The 21,789-nt window shown below is 64.2% G+C and carries 17 protein-coding genes; 14 read left to right on the plus strand and 3 right to left on the minus strand.

Annotated elements, in window-relative coordinates:
- The first annotated feature begins 1 nt into the window (after nucleotide 1).
- From ACMGDM_RS18935 to ACMGDM_RS18970, 8 genes are all read left to right on the plus strand, one after another.
- The gene (locus ACMGDM_RS18935) at nucleotides 2-3,106 is read left to right on the plus strand and encodes an alpha-1,4-glucan--maltose-1-phosphate maltosyltransferase (protein WP_436805687.1); all 3,105 of its coding nucleotides are present in this window, start codon (nucleotides 2-4) and stop codon (nucleotides 3,104-3,106) included.
- Entirely contained in the window at nucleotides 3,103-6,303 is a 3,201-nt protein-coding gene (gene treS / locus ACMGDM_RS18940) for a maltose alpha-D-glucosyltransferase (RefSeq protein ID WP_436805688.1), read from the plus strand. The genes ACMGDM_RS18935 and treS overlap by 4 nt, the downstream gene beginning before the upstream one ends.
- Nucleotides 6,304-6,314: 11 nt before the next feature.
- Nucleotides 6,315-8,492, plus strand: coding sequence for a 1,4-alpha-glucan branching protein GlgB (gene glgB, locus ACMGDM_RS18945; protein ID WP_436805742.1), 2,178 nt, complete (start codon nucleotides 6,315-6,317; stop codon nucleotides 8,490-8,492).
- Nucleotides 8,493-8,605: 113 nt separating this feature from the next.
- A complete protein-coding gene (locus ACMGDM_RS20675) occupies nucleotides 8,606-8,758 on the plus strand; it encodes a hypothetical protein (protein ID WP_496047874.1) in 153 nt (50 codons plus the stop codon).
- Nucleotides 8,755-10,761, plus strand: a complete 2,007-nt coding sequence (gene malQ, locus ACMGDM_RS18955; RefSeq protein WP_436805689.1) for a 4-alpha-glucanotransferase — start codon at nucleotides 8,755-8,757, stop codon at nucleotides 10,759-10,761. Before ACMGDM_RS20675 ends, malQ begins: the two co-directional genes overlap by 4 nt.
- Nucleotides 10,762-10,817: 56 nt before the next feature.
- Nucleotides 10,818-11,240, plus strand: coding sequence for an alkaline phosphatase D family protein (locus ACMGDM_RS18960; protein ID WP_436805744.1), 423 nt, complete (start codon nucleotides 10,818-10,820; stop codon nucleotides 11,238-11,240).
- A complete protein-coding gene (locus ACMGDM_RS18965) occupies nucleotides 11,180-11,359 on the plus strand; it encodes a hypothetical protein (protein ID WP_436805747.1) in 180 nt (59 codons plus the stop codon). Before ACMGDM_RS18960 ends, ACMGDM_RS18965 begins: the two co-directional genes overlap by 61 nt.
- A gap of 513 nt (nucleotides 11,360-11,872) precedes the next feature.
- Nucleotides 11,873-12,967, plus strand: a complete 1,095-nt coding sequence (locus ACMGDM_RS18970) for a patatin-like phospholipase family protein (protein WP_436805690.1) — start codon at nucleotides 11,873-11,875, stop codon at nucleotides 12,965-12,967.
- A gap of 67 nt (nucleotides 12,968-13,034) precedes the next feature.
- On the opposite strand, the gene ACMGDM_RS18975 is transcribed toward ACMGDM_RS18970, so the two are convergent.
- The gene (locus tag ACMGDM_RS18975) at nucleotides 13,035-13,634 is read right to left on the minus strand and encodes a DNA-3-methyladenine glycosylase (protein ID WP_436805691.1); all 600 of its coding nucleotides are present in this window, start codon (nucleotides 13,632-13,634) and stop codon (nucleotides 13,035-13,037) included.
- 117 nt (nucleotides 13,635-13,751) lie between these two features.
- Here ACMGDM_RS18975 and ACMGDM_RS18980 point away from each other — a divergent pair, with 117 nt between their 5' ends.
- From ACMGDM_RS18980 to ACMGDM_RS18990, 3 genes are all read left to right on the plus strand, one after another.
- Nucleotides 13,752-14,168: a hypothetical protein gene (locus ACMGDM_RS18980; protein WP_436805692.1), complete on the plus strand. Its 417-nt coding sequence runs from the start codon at nucleotides 13,752-13,754 to the stop codon at nucleotides 14,166-14,168.
- 551 nt (nucleotides 14,169-14,719) lie between these two features.
- Nucleotides 14,720-16,186 carry a protein adenylyltransferase SelO gene (locus tag ACMGDM_RS18985; protein ID WP_436805693.1) on the plus strand — a complete coding sequence of 489 codons (1,467 nt, stop codon included), beginning with the start codon at nucleotides 14,720-14,722 and terminating at the stop codon, nucleotides 16,184-16,186.
- Between the two features lie 16 nt (nucleotides 16,187-16,202).
- Nucleotides 16,203-16,829: an SGNH/GDSL hydrolase family protein gene (locus ACMGDM_RS18990; RefSeq protein WP_436805694.1), complete on the plus strand. Its 627-nt coding sequence runs from the start codon at nucleotides 16,203-16,205 to the stop codon at nucleotides 16,827-16,829.
- 9 nt (nucleotides 16,830-16,838) lie between these two features.
- Here ACMGDM_RS18990 and ACMGDM_RS18995 read toward each other — a convergent pair whose 3' ends face one another.
- Nucleotides 16,839-17,153, minus strand: a complete 315-nt coding sequence (locus tag ACMGDM_RS18995) for a cytochrome P450 family protein (protein WP_436805695.1) — start codon at nucleotides 17,151-17,153, stop codon at nucleotides 16,839-16,841.
- Between the two features lie 1,021 nt (nucleotides 17,154-18,174).
- Between ACMGDM_RS18995 and ACMGDM_RS19000 the strand changes: the two genes are divergently transcribed.
- From ACMGDM_RS19000 to ACMGDM_RS19010, 3 genes are all read left to right on the plus strand, one after another.
- Nucleotides 18,175-18,291 carry an SDR family oxidoreductase gene (locus ACMGDM_RS19000; protein ID WP_436805696.1) on the plus strand — a complete coding sequence of 39 codons (117 nt, stop codon included), beginning with the start codon at nucleotides 18,175-18,177 and terminating at the stop codon, nucleotides 18,289-18,291.
- A gap of 536 nt (nucleotides 18,292-18,827) precedes the next feature.
- Nucleotides 18,828-20,093 (plus strand): glycine zipper domain-containing protein, encoded by a 1,266-nt coding sequence (locus ACMGDM_RS19005; protein ID WP_436805697.1) that lies wholly within the window; start codon nucleotides 18,828-18,830, stop codon nucleotides 20,091-20,093.
- 45 nt (nucleotides 20,094-20,138) lie between these two features.
- Nucleotides 20,139-20,840 (plus strand): hypothetical protein, encoded by a 702-nt coding sequence (locus ACMGDM_RS19010; protein ID WP_436805698.1) that lies wholly within the window; start codon nucleotides 20,139-20,141, stop codon nucleotides 20,838-20,840.
- Nucleotides 20,841-20,850: 10 nt separating this feature from the next.
- On the opposite strand, the gene ACMGDM_RS19015 is transcribed toward ACMGDM_RS19010, so the two are convergent.
- Complete coding sequence (locus ACMGDM_RS19015) at nucleotides 20,851-21,780, minus strand: ankyrin repeat domain-containing protein (protein ID WP_436805699.1); 930 nt, start codon at nucleotides 21,778-21,780, stop codon at nucleotides 20,851-20,853.
- Between the last annotated feature and the right edge of the window lie 9 nt (nucleotides 21,781-21,789).

A 21,789-nucleotide genomic window follows, 5' to 3' on the forward strand; every position in this document is an offset into this window, starting at 1 on the left:
CTTGCCACGCTCCGATCTCCGCATTGTTTCTTTGCATACTGATCTGGTTTCGGCGCCCAGCGACGCGGCCGAGGAGACGTTCTCCACGGCTGCCGCGGCGGGGTTCGATGCGGCGATATGGCGGATCGATCGGCCGCTGCTCGACATCGACCCGGTCCCTGATGCCTTACTGACACGATGCAGGGACGCGCGGCTGCGTCCCATTTTGGAGGTGGACCTAAGCCGTTTTTCGCTCGGTCACTCGCTTGTGGCGAGTTACCCCGATGCGTTTGCGGTCCGGCGCTCGGGAACGCTCGAAAGTCCTGTCGATCCGCGCGCGCGCTTAGTAATCGCCGGCGAAGCCAGGGCGCGGCTGCGTTCGCCAGAAACGGTCGCCTTGCTCCGCCAGCCGCTCACAGATGCGCTGACTGGGTTGGTGGATCGTGGTGCGGGCGGTTTCCGTCTCATCGGTGCCGATCGGAACTTGCCATCGTTTGTGGGCGAGCTGATCGATACCGTGCGACAGCGGGCCCCTGACGTGATGTTCATCGCCGGAACGCCTGACCTTTCCCGTGCCCGGACACTGGCGCTGGCTCACGCTGGACTGGACGCGGTGGTGTCGTCGTTCAACTGGTGGGATCTGCGCGCGCCCTGGCTTGTGGAGGAGTATCGCGCGCTCCGCCCGATCGCCCCCCTCTTGTCCGAGATCCGACCGGATACGCTGACGCGAGCCGACGATCCGGCGCTCCTGCAGCAGCGGCTCGCGGCCGCGGCCGCGGTCGGCGACGGCGTGATCTTGCCCGCAACGCTTCTCGGCACGGGCGATGAAGCGCGAGAAGCGGTGCGACGCGTGCTCGAACTCACGGGGACGGTGAGCCACTTCGCCGGAGAAATGCGGCGCTTGAGCGGGTCCGCTGCCGGCGTCACGGCGCTGCTGCGCGCGGACAAGGCGGACGTGCGCGACGCCGCAGAGGCGCTACTAATCCTTATCAACACCGACGCGCAGCCGCAGCCCGCCCCAGACCCTGCGCTGCTGCTTCCGGGCGCGGGTGCTGCATTCGCTTCTTTCGAGAGGGTGGACGGATCGTCTGATGCGTTCGCCCAAATGAGGGGCGGCGAAGTGCGTGCGCTGACGGCCGCTCGTAGCCAGTCGATTACGCTTTCCATTATCGAGCCTAGTGACAGCGCCCTTGCCGCAGGTTCGGCGAACCGGCTTGTGGTCGAGGATGTGCGGCCCGGGATCGACGGCAACTTCCCTGTTAAGCGCGTCGTGGGCGAAAGCGTCGCTGTCGACGCAACGGTCTTCGCCGACGGGCACGAGCAACTCGCCGCCGAGCTGTTATGGCGCGAGGCGGGCGCGCAGACGTGGAACGCGGTGCGTATGGAGCAACTGCCAAACGACGGCTGGCGTGCCGCTTTCCCGCTTGCGCGGCTCGGGAGGCATGAATTCGCGGTCGAGGGCTGGCTGGATCGCTTCGGCGGCTTTCGCCGCGATTTCCGAAAAAAGCTCGACGCAGGAGTCGCGCAAGCCGTTGACCACGCCGAAGGGCGCGTCCTGGTCGACGCCGCTGTCGCGCGCGGCGCTAACCTCGGCGACTGGCCGGCCCGCCTTGCTGCCGCGGGCGACGGCGACGAGAGCGCCAGCCTGCTGCTGTCGCCCGAGCTGGCAGCAGCAATGGACGCGGCGGATGATCGCCCGCATCGCATTCGCTCCAATGTTCAACCGGTAGATGCCGAGCGGCTGCAGGCTCGCTTCTCGAGCTGGTACGAGCTGTTCCCTCGATCGATCACCGACGATCCGGCCAGGCACGGCACGTTCATCGATGTGCTCGATCGCCTGCCCGCGATCCGCGAAATGGGTTTTGACACGCTCTACTTTCCGCCCATCCACCCGATCGGGCGCACTCACCGCAAGGGGCCGAACAACACGCTAATAGCGGGTCCGGACGATCCCGGCAGTCCTTATGCAATCGGGAGCAAGGACGGTGGCCACGACGCGATTCATCCCGAGCTGGGCAGCTTTGAGGATTTCGGCCGGCTGGTCGCCGCCGCAGCCGACCACGGACTAGAGATCGCGCTCGACTTCGCGATCCAGGCGTCGCCGGATCATCCCTGGCTGACCGAGCACCCCGGATGGTTCTCGTGGCGCCCCGACGGCTCGATGAAATATGCGGAGAACCCGCCCAAGAAATACCAGGACATCGTCAACGTCGACTTTTACGGGTCGGAAGCGGTGCCGGACCTGTGGCTGGCGCTTCGTGACGTCATCCTGTTGTGGATCGGTCAGGGCGTCAAGACTTTCCGGGTCGACAATCCCCACACCAAGCCACTGCCGTTCTGGGAGTGGATGATCGGCGAAGTGCGCGCGGCTCATCCGGAGGTGATCTTCCTGGCCGAGGCGTTCACCCGTCCGTCGATGATGTACCGGCTGGCTAAGATCGGCTTTTCGCAGTCGTACACCTATTTCACTTGGCGAGACCGCAAGGACGAGCTGATCGAGTACATCACCGAGCTCACCACCACGGCGCCGAAGGAGTTCTACCGCCCGCACTTCTTTGTAAACACGCCGGACATCAATCCGGTGTTCTTGCAGACCTCGGGCCGACCTGGTTTCCGTATCCGCGCGGTATTGGCGGCGACCTTATCAGGCCTGTTTGGGGTCTACTCGGGGTTCGAGCTGTGCGAAGCAGCGCCCGTCCCCGGTAAAGAGGAGTACCTCGATTCCGAGAAGTACGTCGTAAAGCCGCGCGACTGGCAGGCGCCAGGCAACATCATCGCCGACATCACTCTGCTGAATAACCTACGCCGCGCGCATCCAGCGTTGCAGACGCATCTGAACACTCGGTTTTATCCGGCTTACAACGACAACATCATCTATTACGCGAAGCCTGCGCACGATGGGACCGACATGATCTTGGTCATGGTCAACCTCGACCCGCACGCCGCTCAGGAATGCGACTTTGAGGTGCCGCTCTGGGAGTTTGGCCTCAGCGACCATGACAGCATCGCGGTGGAGGACCTAGCCGGCGGCTATCGCTTCCATTGGCAGGGAAAGACGCAGCACATCCACCTCGCCCCTGACGAACCCTACCGCATCTGGCGCATCGCGCCTGGAGATTTCGCATGACCCCGACCGACCGGGACCCGCTGTGGTACAAGGACGCCGTAATCTACCAGCTTCACGTCAAATCCTTTTTTGACAAGGACAATGACGGCATCGGCGATTTCGCCGGGCTGATGGAGAAGCTCGACTATATAGCCGATCTCGGCGTGACGGCGATCTGGTTGCTGCCCTTCTACCCCTCCCCCCGACGCGACGACGGCTACGACATCGCGGAATACCTCGACGTCAGCCCTGACTATGGCACCATGGACGACGCGCGTGCCTTCATCGACGCCGCCCATGCGCGCGGCATCCGCGTCATCACCGAGCTGGTCATCAATCACACGTCAGACCAGCACCCCTGGTTCCAAGCCGCTCGAAAGGCGCCGGCGGGAAGTCCCGAGCGCGACTTCTATGTATGGTCGGACAATGACAAGCTGTATTCCGGCACGCGCATCATCTTTCTTGACACAGAAAAGTCTAACTGGACGTGGGACGAGGAAGCGGGAGCCTACTTTTGGCACCGTTTCTACTCACATCAGCCAGATCTTAATTTCGACAATCCCAAGGTGCTCGAAGCCGTGCTCGCGGTGATGCACTTCTGGCTCGATCTCGGGGTGGACGGATTGCGTCTCGATGCCATTCCTTATCTGATCGAACGAGACGGTACCTCCAATGAGAACCTGCCCGAGACGCACGAGGTTTTGCGCAAGATCAGGGCTGATCTAGACGCGCATTATCCCGATCGCATGCTGCTCGCTGAAGCGAACATGTGGCCGGAGGATACTCAGCAGTATTTCGGCGAAGAAGGGCCGGAATGCCACATGGCGTTCCACTTTCCACTGATGCCGCGGATGTACATGGCCGTTGCGCAGGAGGACCGGTTCCCCGTCACCGACATTATGCGCCAGACGCCCGAGATCGCACCGGAAAATCAGTGGGCGATCTTCCTGCGCAACCATGACGAGCTGACCCTCGAGATGGTAACCGACGCCGAACGCGATTACCTTTGGAATACCTATGCCGCTGACAAGCGGGCGCGCATCAACCTTGGCATCCGTCGCCGTCTGACACCGCTGATGGAGCGGGACCGGCGGCGGGTGGAACTGATGAACGCGCTGCTGCTGACCATGCCGGGCACGCCGGTCCTTTATTATGGCGACGAGATCGGCATGGGGGACAATATCTTCCTCGGCGACCGCGACGGCGTGCGCACGCCAATGCAATGGTCGCCCGATCGCAACGGCGGCTTCTCGCGCGCCGATCCCGCCAGCCTTACCCTGCCCGCGATCCAGGATCCGCTCTACGGATTTCAGGCGGTGAACGTGGAGGCGCAGGAGCGCGACCGCCATTCGTTGCTGAACACGGTGAAGCGGATGCTAGCGGTGCGACGCGAGCACCAGGCTTTCGGCCGCGGGACCCAGCGTTTCCTGCGCCCCGCCAATCGCAAGATCCTCGCCTACCTCCGCGAACATGGCGACGAGACGATGCTGTGCGTTGCCAATCTCGGTCGCACCGCGCAGGCGGTTGAGCTGGACCTTCACGAGTTCGAAGGTCGAACGCCCGTGGAGCTTACGGGGGGCACGTCTTTCCCCAAGATCGGCCAGCTACCCTATCTGCTCACGCTGCCGCCCTATGGCTTCTCATGGTTCTGCCTGTCGACAGCCGATGCTTCGCCCAGCTGGTCCAGCGGAGCACCGGGGGCCGACGTTGAACGCCATACATTTGTGCTTCGCCCTGCCCTGTCGGACGTCGCCCAAGGTCAAAACAGAGACGTCTTCGAGCGAGATATTCTGCCCGACTACGTTGCGCAGCGCCGTTGGTTTGCCGCAAAAGACGAGGCGATCACGGGCGTCCGCTTGTCCCGAATGCTCGCGATGCCGGGTGCCGAAGACCTGTTGCTGACGCAGGTGGAAGTTTCCACCGCGACCGGCACGGCGACGTACATGCTACCGCTCGGCATCGCATGGGAAGGTGAGCCGCACGGCCCCTTTGCGTCGAACCTGGCGATCGCCCGCATCCGGCGGGGCCGCACCGTTGGCCTTCTCACCGACGGCTTCACGCTAGGCGGCTTCGCCGCTTCCGTGATCAGTGCCATGCGCGACCAGGAAGTCGTGGCGGTCGACGGCGGGGAGCTGCGCTTCGCGGCCACGGCAGCGCTGGACATCGAAGCGAATGCTAGTCCCGAGTGGCTATCCGCCGAGCAGTCGAACAGTTCGCTGGTTCTTGGCCAGTCGGCGGTGCTGAAGCTGCTGCGCAAGATCGAGCCAGGGATCCATCCAGATGCGGAGATGGTCCGCTATCTGACCGGTCACGGGTTTGCGAACACTCCGGCGATTCTTGGTGAAGTCCAGCTTCATCAGGGCGACGAGACGAGCTTGATGATGCTCGTCCAGCGCTTCGTGTACAATCAGGGCGACGGGTGGGCCTGGACGCTGGGCATCCTGGAGCGACTGGCGACCGACGACGAGTCCAGCTTCTCCAACTACGAGAACTTCGCCAATAACTTTGGCCGACGGCTTGCAGAGATGCACGCGATCCTTGCTCAGCCGAGCGATAACGCTGCCTTCGCTCCCGAGTCGATGACCTCGATCGACGCGAACCAGCTTTCGGGCCGGATCGAGGGCCAACTCGACAAGGCATTGGGTCTGCTCGCCGGCGCGACGCTCGACGGTGAGGAGGCGCGTGAACATGCAACCTTCCTGCATGAGCATCGTCAGCAACTGATGGATCGGGTTCGCGCCGTCGCGCGTGGCGCCAAAGGTCGCACCCGGACCCGCATTCACGGCGATCTTCACCTTGGCCAGGTGCTGGTGACCGGCAGCGACGTGATGATCATTGACTTCGAAGGCGAACCCGCGAAACCGCTTGCCGAGCGGCGGAGCAAGGACCTGCCGATGCGCGATGTCGCCGGTGTGCTGCGCTCATTTGACTATGCCGCAGTTGTCGGGAGGCAGAACCTACCAGCCTCCTCCGAAACCGATCAGGATCGCGCCAGCGAACGCTATGCGGCGTTCCGCGACAGTGCTGTTCGCGCGTTCCTGGATGGCTATGCGGGTGCGGAGGACGTCGGCGTCGAGCCGTTGCTTGACCTCTTCGTGCTCGAAAAGGCAGCATACGAGATCGCCTATGAGGCTGCCAATCGGCCGGGATGGGTGGCTGTACCGCTAGCGGGGCTCGCGAGCGCGGCCAAACGCCTGCTCGAGGAGGATGCCGCGTGAGCGAGCGGAACATGCACAGCCTTGCCGCTGCCCTTCTCGACGGCCGGCTTGATGATCCCTTCGCACTCCTCGGCATCCATTCCGACGGCGGCAACCGAGTGGTCAGGAGCTTTCAGCCGGGGGCGGAGCGGGTGGCACTGGTCGCCCGTGACGATGGTCGCGAGCTCGCCCGGCTTGAGGAGCAGGGCGAAGGATTGTTCGTCGGGGCGCTGTCGCAGAACGTGCCCTACCTGTTGCGCATTACATGGCCCGGTGAGGTGATACAGGAGACGGAGGACCCATATGTCTTCGGTCCTGTACTCGGCGACCTCGACCTGCACCTTTTCAATGAGGGGCGACATTGGGACCTTGCTCGCGTGTTCGGTGCGCAACCACGGACCGTTGAAGGCGTCGAAGGCGTTTCCTTCGCCGTTTGGGCGCCCAACGCGCGCCGGGTCTCGGTGATCGGCGACTTCAACGGCTGGGATGGCCGACGTCACCCTATGCGTCGGCATCACGAGGCGGGAGTGTGGGAGCTGTTCGTGCCGCGCCTTGGTGCCGGTACGCTTTATAAATATGAGGTGCTGGGCGCCGACGGCAGCGTCGTCCAGAAGGCGGATCCGCTCGCTCGCCAGACCCAGCGCCCGCCAGCGACCTGCTCCGTCGTGGCCGCAGCACCCGATTTCCGCTGGACCGATGACGATTGGATGGCCGAGCGGAAAGCGCGCCACCGCGCCGATGCAGCGATATCGATCTACGAGGTTCACGCCGGCTCATGGCTTCGCCCGGAGGGTGACGGCGTCGGCACGCTTGATTGGTATGGGCTCGCTGATCGGCTGATCCCCTACGTGGTCGAAATGGGCTTCACCCATGTCGAGTTGCTACCGATCATGGAGCATCCCTTCGGCGGATCCTGGGGCTATCAACCGCTATCCCAGTTCGCGCCATCCGCCCGTTATGGCAGCCCGGAGGAGTTCGCCCGCTTCGTCGACCAGTGCCACCGTTCTGGGATCGGCGTCATCCTCGACTGGGTGCCCGCGCACTTCCCAACCGACCCGCACGGGCTCGCGCATTTTGACGGCACGCACCTCTACGAACACGCCGACCCGCGGGAGGGATTCCATCAGGACTGGAACACGCTGATCTTCAATCTCGGACGGCGTGAAGTGGCGGGCTTCCTCGTCGCGTCCGCGCTGTGGTGGCTGGAGTCCTTCCACGTCGACGGCTTGCGCGTCGATGCCGTCGCCTCGATGCTCTACCGCGACTATAGCCGCAATGCGGGCGAGTGGCTGCCGAACGTGCACGGCGGCCGCGAAAATCTCGAGTCCGTCGAGTTTTTGAAGCGCCTGAACGCCGTCGTGGCGGAACGTTGCCCCGGAGCGATTACGCTGGCGGAGGAATCAACGGCCTGGCCAGGCGTCACTGCGCCGGTGGTTCAAGGCGGCCTCGGCTTCAACTATAAATGGAACATGGGCTGGATGCACGACACGCTCCAGTATTGCGAACGCGATCCCATGTATCGAAGCTGGCATCATGGCGAGCTGACCTTTGGCCTCGTCTACGCTTGGTCGGAAAAATTTGTCCTTCCGCTCAGCCACGACGAAGTAGTACACGGTAAAGGTTCGCTGCTCGACAAAATGCCGGGCGACGCTTGGCGGAAGTTCGCCACCCTGCGCGCCTACTACAGCTTCATGTGGACGCATCCAGGCAAGAAGCTGCTCTTCATGGGTTGCGAGATCGCGCAGGAACGGGAGTGGGACCATGACGGCCAGGTCGCGTGGGACCTGCTGAGCCGACCCGAGCATGCTGCGATCCAACGCCTGGTGCGCGACCTTAACCACCTCTACGCGGCCGAGCCTGCGCTTCACGCGGGAGATGCCGACCCGCGCGGTTTTGAGTGGATCGTCGGAGACGACGCAGCCCGCAGCGTGTTCGTCTATGCGCGCCACGGCGGCAACGGCGTGCCCTGTGTGGTGTGCCTGAACATGAGCCCCGAGCCGCATTACGGCTACACCGTCGGCCTCCCCCGGCTAGGTGCCTGGAAGGAAATTTTTAACAGTGATGCCAGTATCTACGGTGGCGGGAATATCGGTAACGCCGGAATGGTTAACGCGAACGCGGCACCGACGCATGGCCAGCCGGCCAGCGCCGAGGTCGTCCTGCCGCCGCTCGGCGCAGTGATACTGCGATACCAGGGGCGCGGGCGTTGAACTCTTTGCCGCGAACCTATGAGCAACTGCTCGGGCTCGGCCGCGAGACCCACATGCCACGACTTGAGGCTAAGCTCAGCAAAGGCGCGGAGCCGATCGGCGGAGTCGCCGTTGTGGCGCGCTGGTCGGCGGGCGATGGCGCGCGGCTGACGATCCCGATCAATCTGAGGTCTGACGCGCTCGCCTTGCGGCGTTTCTGCCGCTTCCGCTCCGCTGAAGGCGATGCGGCTGCTTCCGTCAGCGCTGCCGTCTGGGCCGATCTATGACCGACCTGCACGACCTCGCCATCGCGGCGGGCCTTCACGTGAAGTGGGAAGACGCGCTGGGCGAGCAACAGCGGGTCGAAGACGATGCGCTCGTCTCGATCCTCGCCGCGCTTGGGCTGCCCGCCGACAGCAAGGATGCGATCGCCGCGAGCCGAGAGACGCTCGCGCGTGACGCGGGCGATTGCGCCTTCGTGTCCGCCGAGCTCGGCCAGTTTATCGCTCTGCCGCCCGTTTTCGGAACGGTGGACGTTGCTGAACTGATCCTCGAAGACGGCGGCCAACGGCAACTCGCGCTGACTGCCTCAGCCCATGGCCTCACTCTGCCCCCGATAGATACGGTCGGCTACCACCGCTTGATCTTGGCCAATCGGGAGATTCGCCTCGCCATAGCGCCGCGGCGCTGCTTCGGGGTCGGCGACGCGGCACAGGGCAAGCGCATCTGGGGCCCCGCGGTGCAGATCGCCGCGCTTAAGGATGGCCGCGCCACCGCCTTTGGCGACTTCAGCACGTTAGCCGACACGGCGCGCGCCTTTGCGCAGCGCGGTGCCGACGCGCTAGCGATCAGCCCGGTTCACGCCCTGTTCCCAGCCGATCCCAGTCGATATAGCCCCTATGCGCCGTCCAGTCGGTTATTTCTCAACGTCCTGTACGCCGACCCGGCGCTAGCCGGCTTTCCTGTTCCCACACAGCCGCTCGGCGAGTTGATCGCCTGGCCCGAGGCGATCCCGGAACGCCTGCGCCTTCTCCGGCAGGCGTATGACGCCCGCAGCGAATCCGTTTCCGCCGCTTTCGCAACCTACGCCGAACAGGGCGGCGAGGAGCTTAAGCGCCACGCCCGCTTCGACGCGCTTCACGCGCACTTCTTCGCCGCTGCCGGAATCACCGGGTGGCAGGGCTGGCCGGCGGAGCTCCACAACCCTGCCGGCGTGGCGGCGTCTCGCTTTGCCGCCGAGTACGCAGACGAGGTCAACTTTTATCTCTTCCTGCAATGGCTGGCGAAGCAGAGCCTCGACGCCGCGCAGCGCACCGCGAAGGATGGCGGCATGGCGTTGGGGCTAATCGCCGATCTGGCAGTTGGCATGGATCCGGGCGGCAGTCACGCCTGGAGCCGGCCCGAGAACCTGCTGACCGACCTGTCGATCGGCGCGCCACCCGACCTGCTCAGACCAGACGGGCAAAGCTGGGGCATCACCAGCTTTGCGCCCCAGGCGCTTCGCCGCACCGGATTTGAACCGTTCATCGCCACCCTGCGCGCTGCGCTCGACCATGCGGGCGGCATTCGCATTGACCATGCGCTTGGCCTAAGCCGCCTGTGGGTCGTGCCCGAAGGCGCCTCAGCCAAGGACGGCGCGTACCTGACGATGCCGTTGGACGACATGCTGCGAGTGCTCGCGATCGAATCGCAGCGAGCGAAGGCGGTGGTGATCGGCGAGGATCTCGGCACCGTGCCAGAGGGATTTCGTTCTGCGATGGACGAGAAGGGCGTGCTCGGCATGCGCGTGCTGTGGTTCGAGCGCGATGAGAACGGCGACGTGATTCCGCCCGCAAAGTGGTCGACCGATGCCGCCGCGATGACCGGCACGCACGACCTACCGACCGTCGCCGGCTATTGGCAGGAGCGCGACATAGACTGGAGCTGGAGGCTTGGTCGCGCCTCCCGCGCGACCGACGAGGTCGAAGATCGGGCACAGCGTTCGAAGGATCGCGGTCGGCTTTGGGGAGCCTTTACCGATGCCGGTGTCGCGGACGGTGGCGAGCCCGCGACGGACGACACGCGCCCGGTGGTCGATGCCGCGGTCACATTTGTCGCCAGCACCCCCTGTGCGCTGGCGATCTTGCCTATGGAGGACCTCGTCGGACTGGTTGAGCAACCTAATCTGCCCGGTACAATCAACGAGCATCCCAACTGGCAGCGCCGGTTGCCAGAAGCCACCGCCGACCTGCTCAATCGCCTCGATGTCGCCGCGCGTCTCGGTTTGATCCGATCCACGAGAACCCGGTGATTCTCCGCGCCGCCTACCGAATAATTTTTGAGAGGATTTCACCTCTTCCCCTAGCCATGCACTGTGCCCCGCCATTTGGAGCGCCTGGGGCACAACTTCCCTTTACGCATCGCCGATCGCGGTGGCGCGCAGCGGTTCCACCCACGGCTCTGACGTCATCAACCCGACGCAAGGGCGCGGCGCCTGAGCCCTACGAGCATGCCGCCGTGCTGGCAGCACGCGCGAGGCCAAGCCGCGAGTTGTTGGGCGCGGAGCAGCAGCGCTGGCTAGAAGACGTGCTCGCCCGCTCGGTGGAAGCGGGCAAGCCGTGGCAGTTGCCCGGGAATCAGGTGGTGATGGCACGCGTAGCGGGACTGAAGTTGCCCTCAATCCTGCGTAAAGAGCGGTTTGCGGCAATGTTGGCGAAGCTTCCGGAACAATGGCGCGCACGCTTGCAGGCGTCTTTTGCGAGTACCGCGCGGGTGTGCCGTTCAACCTAGATTTCCGGGATGGCTATCCGTCGGCGCGCGAGCGGCTGTATGCGGCATTTCAGCGGGCGGGCACACGGCCGATCGCGCTCGCGCGCGATGGTCATGCGGCCTGCTGGTCAAGCCACTGATGCAAATCATTCAGATTGCGAGCATCTGCGCAGGTTTGGTCGCCACCAACGGGCGCTTGCGGTGTTTGAGCGTGACCAAGCCGCGATTTTAGATGTGCCTGTGACGACCGACATCTATCACTCAGACCGATTTTATCCGGCTCGCGAAGCACAGTCATGCGGCGGCTAATTGCGGGCGGCTACGCCGAACAAGGTTGTGCAGAACTACGTTCGGGTGGGCAGCGGCGGTATCATGGTTGATGAGCTGACAAGCATGTCCGCAACGTGTCGGCGGGAGTCGCGTGTAACGCCGGACGGGGGTTGGTCGACGAAGTGGCGGGCGGCATCCGCTACGTTCAGGGCGTCGACGCGCGACAGAGAGATGGTCCTTATGCAGCTGACACAGGCGCACCGAACCGCCACCGGGTCCCACGTTCCTCGCGAGAGCGGAGAGGTAGCGAGCCGTCGTCACATCCCGGGAAGGCGTCAGTGCGTGGCGGCAGCTCACCCGTTCCTTGCCGAGCTCGCCGGCCGATGATCGGTGCTGAGATGCGGGTCGTGCTGCTGCTGAGCGGTGGCAATGCGCTCGGCGCCTATCAGGCCGGCGCTTATGAGGCGATGCAGGAGGCCGGTCTCGCTCCCGACCTCGTCACCGGCGCTTCCATTGGCGCGATCAATGGCGCGCTCGTCTGTGGCAATCCGCCGGATCGGCGGCTGTCGAGACTACGCACCTTCTGGAGCGTCGATGAAGACGATCTGCCCTCGCCTACGGCTCTGTCGTTCTTAGAAGATTGGCGCCGCACCACCGCGGCGCTGACGAGCGCGCTGGCCGGTCAACCTGGCCGTTTCTCGCCGCGTCACCTGTTTGGGACCTCCTGGAACCCGCTTGGCAATCTCGAGCCCGCGAGTTTGTATGACTCCGCTCCGCTGGGTGCGACCCTCGAGCGCCTAGTCGACTTCGACCTGCTGCAAGCCGCCGCCCCGCCGTTGACCATCACTGCGGTGGATCTCGAAACAGGCGATGATGTCGTGTTCGACACGAGAACTCATGACGTTGGCCCCGACCATCTCCGCGCGAGCAGCGCACTGCTACCCGCGTTCCCGCCGGTACAGATCGGCGACCGCCTGCTCGGCGACGGCGGCCTCTCCGCCAACCTGCCGCTCGACCCGGTTCTCTCGGAGAACGCCGAACTGCCGACACTCTGCCTCGCGCTCGACCTCTTGCCGCTTCGCGCGCGGCGCCCCGCGACCCTAGGCGAAACGCTTTCACGCGCGCAGGACCTTCAGTTTGCAACACAGAGCCGCCGCGTGTTGGCGGCATGGCAGGCGATTCTCGGCGCTCGGGCTGAAAGCAGCCAGAACGCGTCCGCGCCCATTTTCCTGCTTCACCTCGCCTACGACGATCAGGCCCGGGAAGTCAGCGGCAAAGCGTTCGATTTCTCAAAGGCCTCAGTGGCGGCGCGATGGCGGTCGGGGCTGGAAGACATGCGATCGGCGATCGAGTGGCTGGACAGGAGCGCCTACCCTTTCGACGCGCCGGGACTCACGGTGCTTCAACCGATCCGCTCGGCGGCGCAGATCGTGAGCTTCGAGAGCGTACGACTTTCGCTTTCTCCGTCCGTCGGCTGACTCGTCGCGGCGGCGTGCGGCGGATGTTGCTTCGCCGGCTCCGCCGACCGCTCCACAAGTCCTGATGTCAGACGTTGCCGATAAATCCCTGCCTCGAGGGCGGCTGTGCGGGCGCCGTGTTGTCGCTACTGATCGGACGGCTAAGGAAGGGCGAGTCGGCGAGGCCGAAGCGCCATGGTCGATCGACCGCGCGTGAGATGCCAATCCGCCGTCCCGCAACGATGAGCGGATCGCCGCGACGCTCGATCAAGGTGAATGGCGGTACACGCAGGTCAGCGCCGTCAGAGGAGAGGTCAATTCCGAGAGCCGCGCACAGCCGACCGGGTCCACTGCATAGCCGCGATAAATCATCGATCCCGCGACGAGCCCGCATCGCCGCCAACCCGCGGGTCGGCGCCAGCGCACGGACCAGCACCGCGGCGCCCGCGCCGCAGGTGACGTTCAGGCAATGATGCAGTCCGTAAATGCGGTACACATAGGCATGCCCCGCCGGGCCGAACATCGTAGCGTTTCGCTGCCGCGGGCCGGCGAAGCTGTGTGAGGCTGGGTCGCCGGCGTCATAAGCCTCGGTCTCCACGATCTCGCCGCCGACATCGTGGAAGAGCAAGGTCACGCCGATGAGCGCGCGCGCCAACGCCTCGGCCGGCTGCTCGAAAGATGGTGTCATCGCCCGTTACCCTGTCCGTTGCGTCTCGCGCCCGAGGCGATGTGCGCGATTTCGCGCAACCTTCTCTTGGGTTGAGCCTTCCCTCACCAGGGTGGCATCAACGCACGAGGTTAGGTCATGTCCCTCAAATCCGTCGTCGACACCATGGCGGGCGCCGCCACGATCGATCCGGGTCCGGCGAGATCCGCGATGCTGGATAAGCTCCGTCAAGCGCGCACCGCTTTCAACATGAACCAGTCTGCGCAGGCCGGAGGTCATTGGCTTGCCGCCGATGACAGCGGGCGCGTGGCCTTTTCCCCGACGAGACCCGACGGCCAGCAGCTGGTGATCAACGGGCAGTCTGTCACGTTCTGGGAGGCAGACCAGGTCCCCGCCCTGCTCCAGGCCTTCGAGGCCGCGATCACTCTTGGCGACTTAGATTCACAGCTCACTGGCACGACGCCCGCGGGACACTCGTTGCCGCTGGACCAGCTCACATCCGACGAGGTCGCGTGTCGACCGAGCATATTGGAACGCATGGTCGATAACCCATAATCAGTCATCCAGAGCAACCTGCCCGCTTCCCAACTCCGGCCGCTCGTTCATCTCGCTGTTGATGCCCCGGGCGAACAACCGAGGCTGTTCCAAAAAGCTTTGTGGCGAGGCTCGCCGACAAGCACACCCTTTTGTCTGGCAGCTCGGCCAGGCGAGGCGTGGCAGACCGAAATTTGAACTCGGACATCAATACCTGATGTAGTGGGCTGGGCTGAATAGCTTTGGTGAGCGAAGCACGGCCCCTATACACCTTGTCCTTACCGCAGGTTTGATAGCTAACGTGCGAGGCAACAGAGGCACGCAGCAGACCGACCTTTCATCCAGACGCACGAACGGCCGCCCCATCGCTGGAGCGACCGTTCCATTGCCAGCCACTGACGGCTGATCCGTTAGAAGCTTCGACCCGCTACGAGGCCGGTCGAGTTCTGACGATCCGCCTTCCGCGGCATGTGACAATGAGACATTCGACCACCTCCTTTCCGTTGTTGAACAGGAACCCGGATATGGGCCGTTAAAGGGAAACTTCAAGGATCGTAGATAGTTAGACGCAGATGCAGGTTCCGTTCGATAACAGCTACGCCCGCTTGCCCGAACGATTCTTCGCTCCCGTCCGCCCGCTACAAAGTCCTGCACCGACGCTGATTGAGGTGAACGACCATCTCGCGGCCGAGCTCGGAATCGATGCGTCGTGGCTGAAGAGCTCGGATGGCTTTCATATGCTCTCCGGCCGCTTGATCGCTGAGGGATCCGAGCCGCTCGCCCAAGCCTATGCCGGGCACCAGTTCGGTAACTTCGTGCCCCAACTCGGCGACGGTCGCGCCATCCTGCTGGGCGAGGTTGTGGATCGGCATGGGCGCCGCCGCGACATCCAGCTCAAGGGTGGAGGCCGCACCCCGTTCTCTCGTGGCGGGGACGGGCGGGCGGCGCTTGGCCCTGTGCTCCGCGAATATCTCGTCAGCGAGAACATGGCGGCATTGGGAATACCAACCACCCGTGCGCTTGCCGCAATCACCACAGGCGAGCCGGTCATCCGCGACGCCGTCCTGCCTGGAGCCATTCTGACCCGTGTCGCGTCGAGCCATGTCCGCGTGGGCACCTTCCAGTATTTTGCGGCGCGAGGTGACGTAGAAGCACTACGGCTGCTCGCGGACCATGTAATCAGCCGACATTACCACGAAGCCGCCGGGGCGGAGCAGCCATACAGGGCGCTTCTTGACGCCGTAATCGCTGCTCAATCGGAACTCGTCGCCTGCTGGCTGCTCGTCGGTTTCGTTCACGGCGTGATGAACACGGACAACATGTCGATAGCCGGTGAGACGATCGATTACGGCCCATGCGCTTTCATGGACACCTATGATCCCGCGACGGTATTCAGCTCAATCGATCGGATGGGCCGCTACGCTTATGGCAACCAGCCGCGGATTGCTCATTGGAACCTCACCCGGCTGGCAGAAGCAATGCTTCCGCTCCTCGACGAGAACGAGGACGCGGCCGTCGAACAGGCGCAGGACGCGCTCGCCGCGTTTGGACCGTTGTTCGAGCAGGCCTATTTCGCCGGGCTGCGCCGCAAGGTCGGCTTGGCGTCGAACGAAGATGGGGACGTTGAACTCATCAACACTCTCCTGACCAGGATGACCGAAAACCAGGTGGACTTCACTCTGTTCTTCCGCGCTCTTGGGCGAGCCGCGCTTGGTGAGAAGGAGCCGGCACGCGCGCTCTTCATCGATCCTACCTCCTTCGACGCCTGGGCGGCGGAATGGCGCCTGCGCTTGGCCCGTGAGGAACAGGATGCGGCGAGCCGCCGGTCAGCCATGGACCGGATGAATCCTGCCTTCATCCCGCGCAATCATCAGGTCGAGGCAATGATCGCCGCAGCGGTCAACCGGAAAGACTTTGGACCCTTCCGGCGTATGCTGGATGTGCTCTCCCGGCCCTACGAGGATCAGCCCGACGCGCGGGCGCTCGCCGCCCCGCCGCTACCGCACGAGCGGGTGGCAGCGACCTTCTGCGGCACCTAGCCGAGAGGAGCTGACAATGAACCACGTCGCACTGCTGGGCGACTCCATCTTCGACAACCGCGCCTATGTCACCTCCGCACCTGATGTCAGTACGCAGTTGCGGGCGGAATTGGGGACAGCTTGGAAGGTAAGCCTCGTCGCGGTAGACGGCCATGTAACGCAAGACGTGCGGGATCGTCAGCTCGACCGCCTGCCGGACGGGATCAGCCACATCGTCATCTCGGTCGGCGGCAATGACGCGCTCGGCCAGGCCTCGATACTGGGCGAGGGCGCGCGTTCAGTCGCGGAGGCGATCCACCGCCTTGCCGAAGCGCAGGCGCGCTTTGCACGATCCTACGAAAGCATGGCGAATGCCGTTGTGGCGCTTGGCCTGCCGGTCGCCGTCTGCACCATCTACGACGCGAATTATCCGGAGCCGCAACGCCGCTTGGTCGTGTCGGCGCTGTCTTTGTTCAACGATGTCATCATGCGCACGGCCTTTTCGCGCAGGCTGCCGGTCGTCGACCTGCGCCTGATCTGCAGCGCGCCGGCGGACTACGCCAATCCGATCGAACCGTCTGCGCAAGGTGGTGAGAAGATCGCACGGGTGATTGCCGCACTCGTTCGCTCCGTTCCCGCGGAGCGCTCGTCCATCTGGACCTGACGCTTGGGTTTAGCGAAGATCCGCCCTCAACCGCGCCGTGCGAATGATCAGGCTGAAATGATCGAACGTAGGCGGTAAAGCGCTGGTATTGAGCGCCTCGCCCGCCGGCATGTCGAACCGGCTCTCTCGCAGCACAAACTGCAACATCAAGCTCCCGAGCAGCAGGACCAAGTTGCGGGCCGGGCACTCGCCGGGGCCGCCGCTGAAGGGGATCAAGCCCCAGCGCTCCTCCTCCCCCTCCAGCCACACGTCCGGCGCGAAGCTATGCGCGAAAGGCAGGCGCTCGTCGTCGCGGTGGAGGAAGGGCAGATGGATCCCTCGCATGGTCGCCCCAGCCGCTTGCCATCCGCTTCATTCGGTTAACCGGCTTGTTGCATCAGCTCCTGTTCGCGCTTCAAACCTCGGTAGGCGGCAGGTCGCCTCGCAGTCGCTCCCTTTATACGATCTTCGAGTGTGGACTCTAAAGCGAAGCGAGCGCTGCGAGCGACGGAACAGCTTCGAGAAACCGAAATGGGCTAGGCTAGCTTTAAGGTCTCTAGATTTCGGTTTCGCAAACGTCGTCGATCACGAAAATGCGTTCGGCAGCCAGGGTCCGAATAGCGTCGCTTGTCGCGACAAAGCCGGTGAAAAAGCGCCGTTCGGCCGTGGCGCTCTCGCCCTCCGACTGGCGCCTAGGTGCTAGCTTTCGAGCAGTGTGTCAGTCGCTTCCTGCAAGCGCCGAAGGCGCCTGGATTTCGCTCGTCGCGGAGGGAGCAAAAAGCGGAGCGGTTTGGGCTCGGATCGCCTGACGCAATCGTGCGCGGTTCGGCTTCTTGTGATGGCTATTTGGTCCCCAAAGCGGAGCAAACAGGGAACGTGCCGCATTGATGAGCGAACAGGGCGGCGTTTAGGCGCGCTGTCCCGCGCGCCTAAGTCCCTGCAGAAAGGCGATAATCAGGTTGCCGTCGAGCGTGATCTGCGGACCAGATAAGTGCGAACCATGTGGCGAATTGACAGCACACCCTAAGCACACTTTCGCCACTCAGGCGGCGATGCGCAAGAAGGTCTTGCCCCTTGATTGGCTGGTTGCTTTGTCATCGTAGCGCGGGGACCTCACATATGCGCATCTCCGCTAAGAGCACGTTCTCGAAGCGGCTGAGCAGATTGACGTCGTGATTGATCAGATGCTCGGCTCGCTTATAGGGCGACCCCCGATAAGCGCCGCCCACCATTCCTCCTGCTATTCACGATCGCTTGGTCCGAACTCCTTATTGTATAGCAACGCCACAGCCTCACCGATAACGTCAGCGATGGCGCGCTTCTTTGATGGGGCGGCACCGACCAGATCGTAGACAAACTGATTCCGATGCACCGCCTTGGTGAGCCGATTGAAGTCGCAAGAACCATCCTCTTCCTCTGCTCCGACGAGGCGTCCTACATCAATGGAGCGGAGGTCCACGTGAACGGTGGGCAGCATGTCTGACGTCCACGCGCTGGCGTGGTCTGGTCGTTAGATTGGCGGCGGATCGGGCCAGCTATTGAGGCGGGCGACGTCCTCAAGGGGATTGTCTCCGATCCGCCCGTGACCCGCCTGTGGTAGATCCTGAGATGGATCTGCCTCTCAGCGGGGCAGATCGTAGAAGGCGAGCGACGCGAGCCGGATCTGCGGCACCAGCAGACGATGGCGTTTCGTATCATAACCGATTGCCGCCGGCATGGCGAAGGACCCGGCGACTGTCATTCACACCAGCGTCACCACTATCCAACGTTGCTACTGAAGCCGGGATTAGAGAGCAGTCAGCAAAGTCGATGGCTGTTCCAGCGTGGAGGGCTCTCCGATGAACCTTGAGAGCGGCTGCGCACAGGCAGCGCGCATAGCTCGAGAGGCGAGCTTGGTCGTCCGAAAGGCGAGCGGCCTCGTCAATTCGACCGTTCGAACACGAACTAAGCGATCTGCCTATGTCGGCGTTGTGCACCTCGACCTAAGTCCGTCTTCGTTCAGCGACGAGAGGACGTCTGATGAGCCAGCTTGCCCGTGCCGACGGTGGCATCGTTTCCGGAAATCGCCTTACCGGCACCACTCGCATCCCCAGCCCCGCCGCTCGGCTTGTGTCCCAAGCCACGGACGCTGCCACCGGACACGTGAACACGAAGCAGCTGGCGCTGCAGATCGTAGACGCGGCGCGAAGCGATCGGGCGAAGGCAGATGCCGCCTATCAAGCGATCGAGCAGCAGCTGAGCCTCGGAGATCGTAGTCGGCTGGCTCAAGACACTCGCGCTGCGGCGCTCGAACTTACCGCTAGCCGGACCGCTTCACTAGGTGGCGACGCGAGCAACGTCGTTCCCGGCCCGACGATCACAGGCGCCGCGCAAGGCGCCATCCAGTACGGTAGTAGGGTAGCAGCTAACGGCAACATGGTGAAGGGCGCGGGCACGCAGCTGCTAGTCGACAACCCCATTCTCACGCTCCAGTGGGAGGCGACGCGAAGCGCCTGGAACAACCAGATCGGCCTCTCCGGGCCGCTCGAGCGTGCACTGAACCCCAGTCCCGATTTGCCCCAAATCACCATTAATCCGCCAAACCAGCTGCCGCCTCCGGGCAGCGTGGGCAAAGGTTCCGGCTACACGAAAGGTCAGGCGGCCAACATCAACGGTGCCGCCGCCGAGCAGGCGATTGCCGGGCGGCTTCGCTCGCAGGGGTTCACCGTCACTACCGCGCCAAGCAGCGCCAACCTCGTCCAGAACGGCTCGCGCAAGGTGGACGTAATCGGCACTCGCGCGAACGCCGACCCTCGCATGAACGAGCGGATCGAGATCGAGTCGAAGGTCGGCTACACCAGCCACTCGGGTCCGGCCTCCCAGTCCGGAACTCCGAAGTACGAGGTAGCGAAGGATCGTGCACGGCTCGAGACGAGTCGCGCGGCACGCACCAGCGGCCTCGAACTTGAGGCGCGAGGCGCAACGCTCGCCAGGGGTGGCGAGATCCTCGCCAAGGTCGGAAAGGTCGCCCGGCCGGTCGGCATGGTCATGGACGCGGTCGAGATCGGCACCGCGTTCAAGGCCGACGGCAACACCGTCGGGGCGAACACCGGCCGGGCCGCCTCCGGCCTTGCCGGCGGTGCGGCGGGCGGCTGGGGCGGCGCCGCCGTGGGCGCTGCGATCGGCACGGCCGTATTCCCCGGTGTAGGTACGGTCGTGGGCGGGTTGATCGGTGGCATCGGCGGCGCCATTGCCGGCGACGCCGCCGGCCGAGGAGCCTTCGACACGATCAGGAGCTGGTTCTGAGCGGAAACCCCTGACTCGGGCGCGTTCAGACGGTAGGATCATGGCGTGGTGGGATTCTGGGATAGATTGCGCGGCAGAGGTGCCGATGCCGGCAGCGACGCCGACATCGATGCCGTGCTCGCGCACCTCCTCGTCGACTATCCGCCTAACTCTCCCGCCTACGCTGGAGCGCCGGAGACACTGACTGCTCAGCAGCAGGACGCGAACCTGGCTCGCTTCCTGGACGAGCGTCCTGCGCGCATAAAGGTCATCGGCGACTTTCTCCGCCGACAGGGCACCGATCCACAGGCGATGCTTGATCCTGGCAGCGGCAGCGTCGCTGCCGCTCACGCCGTCGACGCGTGGCTCGACAGAACGCTGCCGAAACGCCCCTTCTCTCCCGTGTCGGGTGACGAAATGCCGAACGCGCCGCGCGCAGCGGCAAGAGATAGCGACCGGTCGGGTGCAGACATATACTACAGCCTCGTCGCCGACCTCGCACTGCTCGAGGGAGAATCGATGCGAGCGTACGACCCGAGCTTCGACTGGTCGATCAATCGGGTGCCCGAGCTGTCCGACATGCCGAGCTACGGACGTATATGCCTCATGAAGCCGGGTGCGCTGGACTGGGAGGCGACCGTCCTCGACATGGACGATCACATGCTCGGCATCTGCCACGCCAAGATGGCACCTCGAGGCAACATGTCGGGTCATCGCTTCGGCGAGCTTATGAAGGGAGCGGCGGCTCGGGCATTCGATCCGCGCTGACGCCCTGCCGCTACTGTTGACGCTGCGAGGAGATCGCCGCTCTCGCCTCCGGCGTGACCACCACTCCGGCCTGCGTCAGCGCCGGTGATGGCCAGGATCGGTCGAGTACGTGACGCATCACCTCGGCCGCAGGCGGCGGCGGCCAGGACAGTCCCGACGCACGGGCACGTTCGACGAGCCGGCGATGCGAAGCATCCTGGGAAGGATCGACGACAAGCCTTGGCTCCATCAGCGAGTGAACGCCCATGTGTCCGCCAAGCGACACGCGCCACAGCGGCGCTCCTGCGTCCACCAGAGCCGCTGCAATGTCGAACGCCTCCATCGCGAGCGCAGTCTCAAGGTGCCCGCGCCCCATCGGATCGACCCAGCGCTGGTCGAGTCCATGGCGAATCAGCATCATCGCTCCACCGAGGTTGCGGTCGGCGGCAACGGCCGCGAAGACGTCGCGGCCGCCCGCCTTTTGAGGATCGGGCGAGGCTCCCGCCGAAAGCAGCATCTCCGCCATGACCGGTGTGTCAGCAGCCAGCGCCCACTCGAGCGCACGCCCGCGCTCGGCTCCATCCGGCCGCAAGCCGGCATCAAGGAGAGCCGACAACATGGCGGTATCGCAGCTGGTGACGGCGAAGGTCAGAAGGTCGCCGTGTTGACCATCGGGACGATCGCCGCGCTGGTCGTAGTCGACCTGCAGCCCCATCAGCGACGGATCGGCGCGCAGCATGGCGACAGTGCCCTCACGGTCGCCGTCGATCAGCCTGTCATACAACCGACGCCCCGTCTCGCCGTGCGTGAGATGCGGACGCACCTTCTGCGAAATGGGGAAAGACCAGCCGGTTCGATGGCTGAAACAGGTCGGCGGCATCGTGCACCCTACGGTCGGCACGGCGACCAGCACGCCGGCGAGAAGCGGCGCCAGCAGACGGGAACGGGGCGCCATGATCATGATCCTAGC

The sequence above is a fragment of the Sphingomonas larreae genome, from assembly GCF_051400595.1.
GTDB lineage: Bacteria > Pseudomonadota > Alphaproteobacteria > Sphingomonadales > Sphingomonadaceae > Sphingomonas.

Excerpts from the sequence above, each read along its gene's own strand:
- treS (WP_436805688.1), top strand. The coding sequence starts at position 3,103 with ATGACCCCGACCGACCGGGACCCGCTGTGGTACAAGGACGCCGTAATC.
- glgB (WP_436805742.1), top strand. The coding sequence starts at position 6,315 with ATGCACAGCCTTGCCGCTGCCCTTCTCGACGGCCGGCTTGATGATCCC.
- malQ (WP_436805689.1), top strand. The coding sequence starts at position 8,755 with ATGACCGACCTGCACGACCTCGCCATCGCGGCGGGCCTTCACGTGAAG.
- ACMGDM_RS18960 (WP_436805744.1), top strand. The coding sequence starts at position 10,818 with ATGCACTGTGCCCCGCCATTTGGAGCGCCTGGGGCACAACTTCCCTTT.
- ACMGDM_RS18965 (WP_436805747.1), top strand. The coding sequence starts at position 11,180 with ATGGCGCGCACGCTTGCAGGCGTCTTTTGCGAGTACCGCGCGGGTGTG.
- ACMGDM_RS18970 (WP_436805690.1), top strand. The coding sequence starts at position 11,873 with ATGATCGGTGCTGAGATGCGGGTCGTGCTGCTGCTGAGCGGTGGCAAT.
- ACMGDM_RS18975 (WP_436805691.1), bottom strand. The coding sequence starts at position 13,634 with ATGACACCATCTTTCGAGCAGCCGGCCGAGGCGTTGGCGCGCGCGCTC.
- ACMGDM_RS18980 (WP_436805692.1), top strand. The coding sequence starts at position 13,752 with ATGTCCCTCAAATCCGTCGTCGACACCATGGCGGGCGCCGCCACGATC.
- ACMGDM_RS18985 (WP_436805693.1), top strand. The coding sequence starts at position 14,720 with ATGCAGGTTCCGTTCGATAACAGCTACGCCCGCTTGCCCGAACGATTC.
- ACMGDM_RS18990 (WP_436805694.1), top strand. The coding sequence starts at position 16,203 with ATGAACCACGTCGCACTGCTGGGCGACTCCATCTTCGACAACCGCGCC.
- ACMGDM_RS18995 (WP_436805695.1), bottom strand. The coding sequence starts at position 17,153 with ATGCGAGGGATCCATCTGCCCTTCCTCCACCGCGACGACGAGCGCCTG.
- ACMGDM_RS19000 (WP_436805696.1), top strand. The coding sequence starts at position 18,175 with ATGCACCGCCTTGGTGAGCCGATTGAAGTCGCAAGAACCATCCTCTTC.
- ACMGDM_RS19005 (WP_436805697.1), top strand. The coding sequence starts at position 18,828 with ATGAGCCAGCTTGCCCGTGCCGACGGTGGCATCGTTTCCGGAAATCGC.
- ACMGDM_RS19015 (WP_436805699.1), bottom strand. The coding sequence starts at position 21,780 with ATGATCATGGCGCCCCGTTCCCGTCTGCTGGCGCCGCTTCTCGCCGGC.